12 protein-coding genes are annotated in these 12154 nt (G+C 40.6%); 2 read left to right on the forward strand and 10 right to left on the reverse strand.

Going from position 1 to position 12154, the window contains the following annotated elements; genetic code table 11:
- Window positions 1-23 precede the first annotated feature (23 nt).
- Window positions 24-803 (forward strand): helix-turn-helix transcriptional regulator, encoded by a 780-nt coding sequence (locus IMO47_RS02215; protein ID WP_196075053.1) that lies wholly within the window; start codon window positions 24-26, stop codon window positions 801-803.
- 165 nt (window positions 804-968) lie between these two features.
- Here the strand turns inward: IMO47_RS02215 and IMO47_RS02220 are convergent, their stop codons facing one another.
- From IMO47_RS02220 to IMO47_RS02240, 5 genes are all read right to left on the reverse strand, one after another.
- Window positions 969-3167 (reverse strand): TRAP transporter large permease subunit, encoded by a 2199-nt coding sequence (locus tag IMO47_RS02220; protein ID WP_196075054.1) that lies wholly within the window; start codon window positions 3165-3167, stop codon window positions 969-971.
- Window positions 3168-3501: 334 nt separating this feature from the next.
- A complete protein-coding gene (rrtA, locus tag IMO47_RS02225) occupies window positions 3502-4080 on the reverse strand; it encodes a rhombosortase (RefSeq protein ID WP_196075055.1) in 579 nt (192 codons plus the stop codon).
- Between the two features lie 75 nt (window positions 4081-4155).
- On the reverse strand, window positions 4156-5244 hold the full coding sequence (locus tag IMO47_RS02230) for a hypothetical protein (protein WP_196075056.1): 1089 nt from the start codon (window positions 5242-5244) through the stop codon (window positions 4156-4158).
- Window positions 5245-5818: 574 nt separating this feature from the next.
- Entirely contained in the window at window positions 5819-6217 is a 399-nt protein-coding gene (locus IMO47_RS02235) for a hypothetical protein (protein ID WP_196075057.1), read from the reverse strand.
- The gene (locus IMO47_RS02240) at window positions 6210-6467 is read right to left on the reverse strand and encodes a succinate dehydrogenase assembly factor 2 (protein WP_198426916.1); all 258 of its coding nucleotides are present in this window, start codon (window positions 6465-6467) and stop codon (window positions 6210-6212) included. The genes IMO47_RS02235 and IMO47_RS02240 overlap by 8 nt, the downstream gene beginning before the upstream one ends.
- 182 nt (window positions 6468-6649) lie before the next feature.
- Here IMO47_RS02240 and IMO47_RS02245 point away from each other — a divergent pair, with 182 nt between their 5' ends.
- On the forward strand, window positions 6650-7822 hold the full coding sequence (locus tag IMO47_RS02245) for an acyl-CoA dehydrogenase family protein (RefSeq protein WP_196075058.1): 1173 nt from the start codon (window positions 6650-6652) through the stop codon (window positions 7820-7822).
- Window positions 7823-8030: 208 nt separating this feature from the next.
- Here the strand turns inward: IMO47_RS02245 and IMO47_RS02250 are convergent, their stop codons facing one another.
- The 5 genes from IMO47_RS02250 to rpsK all read right to left on the reverse strand — a co-directional run bounded on the left by IMO47_RS02250 (window position 8031) and on the right by rpsK (window position 12154).
- Window positions 8031-9521, reverse strand: a complete 1491-nt coding sequence (locus IMO47_RS02250) for an NAD(P)/FAD-dependent oxidoreductase (protein ID WP_196075059.1) — start codon at window positions 9519-9521, stop codon at window positions 8031-8033.
- Window positions 9522-9722: 201 nt separating this feature from the next.
- Entirely contained in the window at window positions 9723-10088 is a 366-nt protein-coding gene (gene rplQ / locus IMO47_RS02255) for a 50S ribosomal protein L17 (protein WP_004281488.1), read from the reverse strand.
- A gap of 18 nt (window positions 10089-10106) precedes the next feature.
- Entirely contained in the window at window positions 10107-11114 is a 1008-nt protein-coding gene (rpoA, locus tag IMO47_RS02260) for a DNA-directed RNA polymerase subunit alpha (RefSeq protein ID WP_004650465.1), read from the reverse strand.
- Window positions 11115-11131: 17 nt separating this feature from the next.
- A complete protein-coding gene (gene rpsD / locus IMO47_RS02265) occupies window positions 11132-11755 on the reverse strand; it encodes a 30S ribosomal protein S4 (RefSeq protein WP_004825175.1) in 624 nt (207 codons plus the stop codon).
- A gap of 12 nt (window positions 11756-11767) precedes the next feature.
- Window positions 11768-12154 carry a 30S ribosomal protein S11 gene (gene rpsK, locus IMO47_RS02270; RefSeq protein WP_001040166.1) on the reverse strand — a complete coding sequence of 129 codons (387 nt, stop codon included), beginning with the start codon at window positions 12152-12154 and terminating at the stop codon, window positions 11768-11770.

Below are 12154 nucleotides of genomic sequence, written 5' to 3' on the forward strand. Positions count from 1 at the left end.
GAAATAAACTTGGAGAGATGGATTTGGGCAACAATTATGATCATGGATTTTTAGATTATCCTGTTTTTGCATTTACTGAAAATTATACCCATGGTCATGTAGAAGATTGGCACAGTCATGATCGGATTCAGCTTATTCATACCCTCACAGGGGTAATTCGAGTACAAACTACTGAGGGAACATGGATCACGCCTCCCGGACGTGGGGTATGGATTCCTGCCTATAAACTTCACGCTTTACATATCAGTGGTGATGTTCAAGCCTATGGCGTCCTGATCGAGTCTGATGCACGTGATCTATGGGTGAATCAATGTCGTGTCGTGAGTATTTCTCCATTACTCAAAGAATTGATTCGTCATGCTATGCAGATTCAAAGTCCAATTCAGCCAGAGAGCCGCGAACAAAGATTGCTTGAGCTCATTTTGGACGAAGTCGAACTGTTACATGTCCTGCCTTTTAATTTGCCTGAACCGCAGCAGATTAAACTGCAAAAGCTCTGCACTGCAATTAAAAATGATCTGGCTCAGGATTGGAGTTTAGAGCGTGCTGCAGCACTTTTACATATCAGCCCCAAAACACTTACACGACATTTTCAAAAAGAAACCCAAATGCATTTTAGTCATTGGGTTCGCCAAGCTCGCCTGATGCAGGCAATGATTGATCTCGCGATGAATAAGTCGATTTTCAATGTTGCTTTGGATTTGGGTTATGACAGTGCGAGTGCTTTTAGTGCCATGTTTAAACGAGAGACCAGCTTAACGCCCAGTGAATATATTCAACAGTTTCAGTCAGATTCAATCTAAACAGGGTCATCGAGTTTTTCTATATTCATAGACCTATAGATTACAGCGGTTAACCGATATTGGCTTTAACTTTCACTCCAATATCAGCACTTAAGGGCTGTGATTTCTCTCAATCATACACAACATCAAAAAAAGCGCCCTAAGGCGCTTTTTAAATTGTGAACATTACTTCGCACTATACCAATCAAATAGATTAAATAAGTAAGGTGCATAGGTTACGATCATTAAGGCGGAGAACAAGACCACGATTGGTAAAATCCAACGCTCATAACGATAGTAGAAGCTGGTGTATTTCGCTTTCGCTTCAGCATCAGCGGCGGCAACTTCAGCATCGCCTACCGAGAGCCTCGTCAGCAAATGATTCAGTGCAACTGGCGGAGTGACATAACCGAACTCGAATGCGACCAGTACAATCATCCAGAAGTGGATCGGATGGATACCATTGTCAAAAGCGACTGGTGCAATCGTTGCTGCAACAAGAATCACCGCACCAAATGGATCTGTTGTCATACCGATCATCGCAAGTAATAACGCCATAAAGCCAAGCGTTACCAAGATACTGCCCAGATGGGTTGGAACCATGGTCACGATTTCGCTACGTTCAATCAAACCACCCACACTTGCAGACAATGCCATCAGGATAATCAGCGCACCAATATGTCCTACGCTCTCAGAGGTGGCAAAACGAATCGCACTACGGAAACCGCGCTTAGTTTCTGCGGTATCCCCGTGCTCACGTAAATACTCTGAGTTCTTTTCATGTTCCAGTGCAAGTGCTTTATTTGGATTTTCCGGAATAGGTAATTTATTGCCAAATAATTTATCAAACAGGATAAATGCCAACAGCATGATTGGAAGAATGACAGGTGCAGTAAACTCATCCATTTGCGTATCCAGACCATACTTATAGAAGCCGATCACGACAGCAACAACCAGAATGTATGGAATCACAGGTAAAAATGCACGCAACATACCTGGAACTGCAACTTTGGGTGAGTTAATGCGGAATTTATTTTCAGCAAGGAACAATGACACCCCGAGGAAAATAAACGCAGTTAACCAGAATACATAGATCCCGTGATCAAATAGCTCATCAGAAGTGACATGGCGACTGTCAAGCATTGAAATTAAAATCACCAATAGACATGGACGTAGTACCACACCCAATGAACCAGACATTGCTGAAACAGCCAATGCATACTGACGACGTGCACCAGAATTCCATACTTCTTTATAAATGATCGCACCCGCAGCAACAACGAAGATACCTGATGCACCCGTATAAGCTGTAGGAATTGCAGCACCAATCAAAATAATCCAAGTCAATGTTTCCGGAGCCAAGTTCCAAGGACGCAAAATCGCCAAGAACAAATCCATGACTCGGGTTTGAGTCAGCAACATCCCAGCCCAAATGAACAGCGCTAAGTTTAAGAATATATTCGAGAACTCAGTCAATAAGCCAAGGTAAATCCCCTGTCCCATTGGATAGTCCATAAAGAAAGTAAAGGCAATACCCGTTACAATCGCCATAAAGGCATATAAAGGAATACTGAGAAGTGCTAGTCCAAAATTTCCACCTTCTTCGGCTGTTTCAGGTGTGCGGAATAATTTATAGAGGCTGATCACGGTCAAGACGCTAAATAAAATCATCCATAACCAATATACCCCTATGGTCTCCAGTGTTGATTCTACACCTGAGTTCTGTACTGAACGATACTGACTAATGACGGAGAAACTGAGCAGCGCATTACCAAGTACCATCGCAACGTTATAAACTTTAAAATCAAGTTTAGTACGTGCAGGACGTAAACCAATATGATGCATTTTTAATGATGCTGTAATTGCTGCAATCACCACCATTAAAATTAAAATCAGGACGCGATGTTCAGAACCCCACTTCAGCACCCAGAAAAAGCCTGTTTCCATTGAACGATACGTACGAATGGATGGATGATCTTCCATATGCTTCATTGATTTATCGTAGAAAGCATATTTTTGTTCACAGTCCTTCTGTGCTGAAACAAATGACGCTCGGACATCCGCCTCAGGTGTTAACCCGAAAAATGCAGCATCAGGATCGCTGGCTTCCTGTTGCATTTTTTCTTTTACGAGTTTGTCGATGTCCAGATTGCGATCACATGAGGGTTGTTTGGGTTCGGCACGTAAAAATGAATATTGCATTCCAATTTTTTCGTCGCCATACAAGCGTTCGCCTAGGCGGAGCATTTGCCCATGGATCATATCCCCTGTCCCAATAATCAAGGTCAGCAGGAGTAGAATAAGGATGGAAAAGGTTGAGAACCACTCATTCCAGAGATAACTGAGTAGACCTAATCCCGATCTATTATTTACAGGTTCTTGCATTGTTATTCCAGTTTTATAACCACTATGCAATTGCTTGCATAACTTATCTTTATTATTAGGTCAGAGGTAAAATCCTTTACCAATACCCATTCCTATCGGTACATCTTAAATTTGCCGTAATTTTGCTAGAAAAAACATGACAAAGATTAATTTTTTTGGCGACCTTTTTGTCAACTCACCTCTAAATTTATAATTTAATATGAACAAAAATCAGTGTTTATCTATTATTCTTACTAAAATACTCTGAATAATTGAAGAATCAAGAACAAACGCAGGTCAAAATCAATCAATTGTAAGAAGTTAATTTTTTTAATTTTCTGGTTCTCTTGCAATATCACTTATTGTTTAAAGCATTGAAATTGAAAACCAAAGTTAAAATTGAGCAAATACTGCCAAAAATGACACCAAGTAAATGTGCTTGCGTCAATACAGGATGACCAATCAACTGTTCTGTTTGCAGAGCACCAAAACGATATTCCCAAGCAATTTTTCCAAGTATGAGTAAAAGTAGCAACCCGGCAAATTTACGTTCCTGTGGTTGTTTCAAGCTCACAATTGCACAAAAAATAAATAGACCATGCAATACCCCCGATAAGCCAGCATAAGCAAAAATCTGTGGATAAAACAGATAGAAACAAAGACTGAGCAAAGGCGATAAAACCAGCAGCAACAGAATTAAAACTTTTTGCTGGATATTAGGAAATAATAACGGAAGACATACCAATGCCAACACATTTAAACTGTAGTGAATCCACCCCACATGTACCCAATGCCCTGTCCACCAACGCCAAGGTTGAGTCAGAAATAAGTCTGATTGATAAATCAGGGTATTTTGAAAAAGCTGTAGTACTGCAAAGAAAATGCTGCTTAAACCAATAAACCAAAGATTCTGATCATGCTTCTGTTGGATCATGCGACACCATAAAAAAGAAGAGCTATTGCTCTTCTTTGATTCTAACCAATCTATTCATCAGAAAGAAAATGAATATTATGGATTATTTACAGGTTCTTCTGCCGGTGCAGCAGGTTCTTCTGTAGGTGCAGGCAAGTCATTGAATAACTCGTCGTCACCAGAAGAAGCTTGTTCATCCCAGAAAGTAGACATACCGTCATCAGGTGCACGTACGCCTGTATTTTCAGTCCAGTAACGGTCTGCGATACCTTGAATCATCTGCCCCGCCATACCATCTAACAATCTAAACTCAGGGTTTACAGGCTTATCCTCTGCACGAGATGCAGCATAGGCTTTTAATGCAGATCGCAATTTTGCATCATCACCACTGGCTTGTGCTGCTACAGCATTCATGGCAAATGCCAAACGCACACCTTTTTGTTCTGCAATTTGCATAGACTGTTGTAAAGTTTGTGTCGGATCTGGCTTGCCATCCCCTGCACCTGGTAACAATATCCAAATTACAGCGCGTGTTGCCATTGGCGCTCCCCAGAATTTGTTATTGTCCAAACAGGTCATACCACGTTCAACAATCGCAGCAATATCCTTGGGTACATTCACTGCACCGCCAGAATTAATATCATTGGTCATTGCCTGCAAGCCACTCAGCAAACCAATCAGATAAATAGTTTGATCTAAGTCCTTACGCATGGTTGGACAAGAGTCACCCAAGGTATATTTATATTTGGCTTGCCAGCGTTCTGCAAATAGCTGATAACCGGTGTATTGACGTTCAGCCGCCAGTGCCGCCCAGCGCTTTTGCTCTACCCGCGCATCTTGAGCTTCTGTGACTTTACCGTCTTTGGAAGCACGTAAATATCTGAGTTCAGCATCCAAGGCGCGATTTTCAGCACACATTCCCGCAGCGGAATACAGTAACACTGCCATACGGGTTGGATCAGCTCCCATATCTTTAGTTGCCATGATTGCCGGGGTTAATGCATTGCCAGAATTACATGCCATATCAGTATCGTTACCTGCCAAAATTGGCGGCACAATATGTTTCTCACTAAATCCAAGCGCGACATTGGCACCAGATTTAACGACATATGAGCATCCTGATAATACAGACGAAGCAATCACTGCGGTCAGCATCAATTGACCAAATTTATGGGCCTTAGACATACTCCTGTCCTCTATATAATTGTGTTTATATCCTTTTTAAATAACAATATCAGATGCATTCTCTGAATAAAAGAGTAATTGCTCTAATTCTATCTGAACAATTTGACAGACTTCATTGTGCATTCAATTGACCTGATCTTTTTTTTATAGAAATTTTAGGCAAAAAAAAGTAGCATTGCGACGGTTCAGCACATGCTACTTATTAAAAGGTAAACTCTATTGAGAGAGCTTATTGGTTTTAAATTTACTCGCGTTAACTTTGTTATCGTGAGCCTTTTCAATCTGTTCCCTCAGCACAGTTCCTAGTCTTCCAAATATAATTGCAAGCAAAATTGCAACCACTAGGAACCAAAACGTATGAATTTCACCCATTTGGAAATTCCTCCTCGCTGTTGGTATTTTTAATTTACAGGTAGAATCATGTTTTTTCAGAGATAATTGTCAGACAATTGCTGGATTGCGCATTTTTTTATCCTTTTGGTCTAACAATGTGAACCAGATTGCTATTTTTTTTATTAAGAAATTGTTTTGTCGAGATTAAATTTAGTTTTAAAAGTTTATGTTTGTTAGACAATTATTGAAGTTTAGTGCGAGATTTTAAAGATTTCCATGCCAAAGTGCTCATTTGATCTTGCCAAACAATTAAATTCGAATGCTTTTTTCCATTGAAATACACCACAACATAAAAACCATGATCAATCATTTGTTTGATCTGAACATGCTGTACTTTTTGTAAATCCGTATACTGGATTACCCATTCAGCCAAGTCCAATTGCGCTAAAATTTTTACCTGCTGACGATTTCTCAACCCTTTTAGACTGATCAATCCCAACAACAGTAACAACAGACTCAGCCAGATATTCAAAATTTTCAGCCACAAAATAAACATGAATGCTAAGCATAAAAGCTGAAAACCCAGTGCAATCCGACTGGGTTTTAATTCATATTGCCGATGCTGAGTTGATTCAGCCATGAATATAATGTTTTAACTTATTAATCAATGCTCTTAACTCTGGACGTGGAGGTTCCGAAACCTCCATAAACCAATCCAACAAGTCTGGATCTTCTTGATCGACCAATTCTTTAAATAAGGCTTTTTCCTGGGCATCCGCTTGTAAATAATATTGTTTTACATAAGGGTCAAAATAAACATCGATCTCTTTAAGACCACGACGTGCGCGATAAATCACTTTACGTTCTTCTAAACTCATCTCTTCTGACATTCTTTATCCCCCAATGATTCAGTTCTGGCTTAGTTTACCTTATTCACCATTAATTTCGCGCTAAATTCTTTGAAATGACCAAATTCATCATTTAAAAATAAGTTTTGAGCATTCATCTCATTGCGGCAATTCATCAATTCACCTAATTTTTACTCACTAAAACTCATATGGATATTATAAAAATGCAATCAGGTGCAATTCGACCTCTAAGCAATATGTTACCACGCCAATTATTTAATTCAGATCACGAAGCTTTTCGTGAAACTGTACGAAAATTCTATGAAAAAGAAGTTGTACCGAATATTGCAAAGTATGAGCAACAGCAACATGTCGATCGTGACTTGTGGAACAAGGCTGGCGAACTGGGTCTGCTCTGCGCAACCATGCCTGAAGAATATGGCGGTTACGGTGTAGATCGCCTCTACAGTATGATTTTAATTGAAGAACAAGCCTATGCGATGGATTCTTCAACAGGTTTTTCTCTGCATTCAGATATTGTTGCAAACTATATCAATAATTTTGGCAACGAATCCCAAAAGAAACATTGGTTGCCTAAAATGGCGTCTGGTGAGACGGTGACTGCGATTGCAATGACTGAACCGGGTACAGGATCTGACTTACAAGGGGTTCGCACAACAGCAGTTCTGGACGGTGATGAATATGTCATCAATGGATCCAAGATCTTTATTACCAACGGCTATCTTTGCGATATGGCGATTGTGGTCTGTAAAACAGGCAATTCAGATAAAGGTTCGGCAAACCTGTCCTTAATTATCGTTGAAGCAGACCGTGCTGGATTTACCAAAGGTAAGCCGCTCAATAAAATCGGAATGAAAGGTCAAGACACTTGTGAACTGTTCTTTGAAGATGTCCGAGTACCGAAAGAAAATCTTTTGGGTATGGAAGGTATGGGCTTCATCATGCTGATGAAAGAGTTGGCATGGGAACGTATGTTGGTTGCTATTATCTGTCAGGCAGGTGCAGAAGCAGCACTGGCACACACTGTTCAATATACCAAAGATCGTAAGGCCTTTGGTAAACCGATTGGTGCATTTCAAAATACACGTTTCAAACTTGCAGAAATGCGTACAGAAATTGATTTCTGCCGTGCTTATCTTGATCGTTGCATGGAATTACAACTTGAAGGAAGTTTGGGGGTTGATGCTGCCGCAGCTGCAAAATATAAAATTTCCGAACTCTTTTCAAATGTTGTTGATGAATGTCTACAATTGCATGGCGGTTATGGCTACATGATGGAATATCCAATTGCTCGAGCCTATATTGATAATCGCGCCAATCGAATTTATGCAGGAACCAATGAAATTATGAAAGAACTCATTTCACGTTCCTTATAATTTAAATGGTTTGATCAAGGAGCTTCGGCTCCTTTTTTATTTTCAATTCAATAGATTCATGCACTACACCATTAAAGACTATTCAGCATTGATTGTTCACTGAAAAAAGATTCAATTAAAAAAACCTGCTGGAAATATTTTCCCTAACATGAAAAAAGGAGCGTTGGCTCCTTTTTAGTTGCTTCATACAAACTTAAAACAGATTCAATCAAGAAACCAGTTTAGGCTTTTTTTTGACTTCCGCTTCACGTTTATGGAATTTTAAAACCCCATCATCAAACTTGGCATTTTTAAGTTCTTTACGATCTGCAAGATAGTTATTCGTTACTTTCCAAGGTGCATGTTTCCCCTGTTTTGGCATTACGTCAGCAGCACGAGCAATATAGCCTGAACTTAAGCTACCCATCACGGTATCTTCCATTAACTCTGTTGCATCACCTTGAGGAATAACTTCATCGTAGCCTTTGTTGTCCATATAGTTAAGTAGTCGGCATATATATTCACCAGCAATATCCACTTTAAGTGTCCAGGAAGCGTTAATATAACCAATGATCATTGCCATATTCGGTACATCACTGACCATTACGCCCTGATAAAGCATGTGCTGTGAAGTATTCAATGGTTTGCCATCGAGTGTCGCTTTGATGCCGCCTAGAATCTGAATATCCAGACCTGTCGCAGATACAATAATGTCAGCATCTAAATGCTTACCTGATTTTAACTGAATACCCGTTTCAGTGATTTTCTCAATATGGTCTGTTTCCACACTGGCTTTGCCAGAACGTAGAATTTTAAATAGATCCCCATCTGGAACCACACATAAACGCTGATCCCAAGGATTATAGCTAGGGGTAAAATGTTTCATATCCACTTTACCTTTTAACTGCATTTCAATGGATTTGAGCAAGAACTTACGGAGTAATTTTGGCTGCTTTTGGGCAAGTGCATAAATTCCACGCTGCATCCCGATATTACGTGCACGGGTCAGTTTATAGGCAACATCTTCAGGTAATACTTTACGCATTTTGTCATAGACAAAATCAATCGATGGAATAGAAGCAATATAGGTTGGTGAGCGTTGTAACATGGTTACATGACCCGCTCCGCCTTTTGACATTGCAGGAACAAGCGTGATCGCTGTGGCACCACTGCCGATAATCACCACTTTTTTGCCTGTGTAATCTAGGTTTTCTGGCCAGAACTGTGGATTCACAAACTCGCCTTTAAAATCATTTTTACCTGGATAATCGGGTTGATAACCTTGATCGTAATTGTAATAACCCGTACACCCTACAACAAAATTGGCAACCCAAGTTTGTAACTTTTGATTTTCATCTTCTATTTCCACAACCCATTTTTTGATTGAAGAATCATAGTTGGCAGTACGGACACGATGATTAAAATGAATTTTATCTTTTAACTTAAACTCGTCGACCACCTCAGCAACATAGCCTTTAATCGAAGCACCATCTGCTAAGACATTGGCTTTCTGCCAAGGCTTGAAATTAAAGCCAAATGTAGACATATCAGAGTCAGAACGAATGCCGGGATACTTAAATAAATCCCAAGTACCGCCAAAACTGGCACGACGTTCAATAATTTCAAATGAACGTTGTGGCGAGTTTTTAGAAAGATGTGCAGCAACACCGATACCAGAGATCCCTGCGCCTACGATAAGAATATCAACTTGCTTTTCCATGTTCTTTTTATAACCTTTTTAAGAGTACATTTTTATTAAAGCATAAATTTGACAATACGCAATGTCAAGTTTGAATTTTTATGACGAAATTCATGTCAATTGAGGACAAATTTAAAAAATTGTCTAACAATACAGGCACAAAAAAAGGTCGGTGAAACACCGACCTTTTTCGAACAACCGATTGTTCTATGACGTAAGTAATTAGTTTACTTCACGATCCACAAGCTCTACATAAGCCATCGGCGCAGCATCACCTGCACGGAAACCAGCTTTAAGAACACGTAGATAACCGCCGTTACGTTCTTTGTAACGAGGGCCAAGAACGGTAAATAATTTACCAACTGTTGCTGCTGAACGAGTACGAGCAAACGCTAAACGACGGTTTGCTACAGTATCGTTTTTAGCTAAAGTGATTAAAGGCTCAGCTACACGACGTAACTCTTTTGCTTTAGGCACAGTCGTTTTAATTAACTCGTGCTCAAACAATGAATTCGCCATGTTTTGGAACATCGCTTTACGATGGCTGCTGGTACGGCCTAATTTCACACCACTATTACGATGACGCATGGTGATAGTCCTACTTAATTAACGGCTACGATAGGCGAAACGATCGTCCATACGGAGACTAGCTGGTGGCCAGTTCTCTAAACGCATGCCGAGCTGTAAGCCCTTAGAAGCCAGAACATCTTTGATCTCAGTAAGCGATTTTTTACCCAGGTTAGGAGTTTTAAGCAACTCAACCTCAGTACGCTGTACTAGATCACCAATGTAGTAAATATTTTCTGCTTTCAAACAGTTAGCAGAACGAACAGTAAGCTCTAGATCATCAACTGGACGAAGCAAGATTGGGTCAACTTCTTCACGTGGCTCTTGAGCAACTGGAGCCTGATCTTTCTGAAGATCAACAAAAATTGCAATTTGTTGTTGCAAGATTGTTGCCGCTTTGCGGATCGCTTCTTCAGGATCGACTGTTCCATTTGTTTCAAGATCAATGATGAGCTTATCAAGGTCAGTACGTTGTTCTACACGAGCATTTTCTACTGTGTAAGACACACGTTTGATTGGGCTATAAGAAGCATCTAACTGTAGACGACCTACAGGACGCGTTTCACCTTCAGGGAAACGTGAGTCAGAAGTTTCATAACCACGACCTTGAGAAACTTTCAAGCGCATTTTTAATGAGCCTGAAGCACTTAAAGTACCGATCAAATGTTCAGGGTTAACCACTTCAACATTATGCGGTAAGCGAAGATCTGCAGCAGTTACATCGCCAGGACCTTGCTTTTCCAATGTTAAATATGCTTCGTTTTGATCGAACAGCTTAATAGACAATCCTTTTAGGTTCAGCAAGAGCTCGACGATGTCCTGCTGCAAGCCTTCTAAAGTACTGTACTCGTGCTCGACACCCTCTATTTCAACTTCTACCACAGCAGCGCCAGGTAAAGAAGACAATAGGATGCGACGTAAAGCATTACCAAGAGTATGACCGAAGCCACGCTCTAATGGTTCAAGAATCACTTTTGCCGAGGTCCCGCTTGCCGCTTCGACCTTGATCGCTTGCGGAGTTAGAAACTCGTTTGCAGTACGCGTCATTATTGCTACCTCAAGGATTATTTAGAATACAATTCTACAATCAAGCTTTCGTTGATTTCAGCAGGTAAATCAGAACGATCAGGTGCAGCTTTAAATGTACCTTCAAGTTTTGAATGATCTACGTCAATCCAAGCAGCTGTGCCACGTTGAGCAGCCAATTCAATTGCGTTTTTAATACGTAATTGTTGTTTAGCGCTTTCGTGAACTGCAATCACGTCACCCGCTTTAACTTGAATAGACGCGATGTTAACGCGACGACCATTTAAAGTGATTGAACGGTGAGATACCAGCTGACGAGCTTCTGCACGTGTAGAACCAAAACCCATGCGATAAACAACGTTATCGAGGCGGCTTTCAAGCAATTTCAACAAGTTTTCACCAGTTGCGCCTTTAACACGAGCAGCTTCTTTGTAGTAATTACTAAATTGACGCTCTAAAACACCGTACATACGACGTACTTTTTGTTTTTCACGTAATTGTAGTGAATACTCAGATTGTTTAGCACGGCTTTGGCCATGTTGACCAGGAGCTTTAGCAGATTTTTTTGTTTTGACGTCAAAAGGTTTAACGCCAGATTTTAATTGCAGGTCTGTCCCTTCGCGGCGAGAGAGTTTGCATTTTGGACCAATATAACGAGCCATGAATGTTTCTCCTTACACGCGACGTTTTTTAGGTGGACGGCAACCGTTGTGCGGAATCGGAGTCACATCGGTAATGCTGTTAATTTTATAACCCACTGCACCTAATGCACGAACCGCAGATTCACGACCTGGACCAGGACCTTTAACAAGGACGTCCAAGTTTTTCAAACCGTAATCTAAAGCAGCTTTACCAGCAACTTCAGCAGCTACCTGAGCAGCAAACGGAGTTGATTTACGTGATCCACGGAAGCCTTGTCCACCTGAAGTAGCCCAAGCCAATGCATTACCTTGACGATCAGTAATCGTAACAATGGTGTTATTAAAAGAAGCGTGAATGTGTGCAACACCTTCAGAGACGGTACGAGTGACCTTCTTGCGTGTGCGAGTATCTTTAGCCAT

The sequence above is a fragment of the Acinetobacter sp. Res13-Abat-PEC15-P4-01 genome (assembly GCF_015676285.1).
GTDB classification, from domain to species: Bacteria; Pseudomonadota; Gammaproteobacteria; order Pseudomonadales; family Moraxellaceae; genus Acinetobacter; species Acinetobacter nematophilus.

What these genes read in the sequence shown, in the direction of transcription:
- rpoA (WP_004650465.1), bottom strand. Translation starts at nt 11,114, where the DNA reads ATGACGCGTACTGCAAACGAGTTTCTAACTCCGCAAGCGATCAAGGTC.
- IMO47_RS02230 (WP_196075056.1), bottom strand. Translation starts at nt 5,244, where the DNA reads ATGTCTAAGGCCCATAAATTTGGTCAATTGATGCTGACCGCAGTGATT.
- rrtA (WP_196075055.1), bottom strand. Translation starts at nt 4,080, where the DNA reads ATGATCCAACAGAAGCATGATCAGAATCTTTGGTTTATTGGTTTAAGC.
- rpsK (WP_001040166.1), bottom strand. Translation starts at nt 12,154, where the DNA reads ATGGCTAAAGATACTCGCACACGCAAGAAGGTCACTCGTACCGTCTCT.
- rpsD (WP_004825175.1), bottom strand. Translation starts at nt 11,755, where the DNA reads ATGGCTCGTTATATTGGTCCAAAATGCAAACTCTCTCGCCGCGAAGGG.
- IMO47_RS02235 (WP_196075057.1), bottom strand. Translation starts at nt 6,217, where the DNA reads ATGGCTGAATCAACTCAGCATCGGCAATATGAATTAAAACCCAGTCGG.
- IMO47_RS02220 (WP_196075054.1), bottom strand. Translation starts at nt 3,167, where the DNA reads ATGCAAGAACCTGTAAATAATAGATCGGGATTAGGTCTACTCAGTTAT.
- IMO47_RS02250 (WP_196075059.1), bottom strand. Translation starts at nt 9,521, where the DNA reads ATGGAAAAGCAAGTTGATATTCTTATCGTAGGCGCAGGGATCTCTGGT.
- IMO47_RS02240 (WP_198426916.1), bottom strand. Translation starts at nt 6,467, where the DNA reads ATGTCAGAAGAGATGAGTTTAGAAGAACGTAAAGTGATTTATCGCGCA.
- rplQ (WP_004281488.1), bottom strand. Translation starts at nt 10,088, where the DNA reads ATGCGTCATCGTAATAGTGGTGTGAAATTAGGCCGTACCAGCAGCCAT.
- IMO47_RS02245 (WP_196075058.1), top strand. Translation starts at nt 6,650, where the DNA reads ATGCAATCAGGTGCAATTCGACCTCTAAGCAATATGTTACCACGCCAA.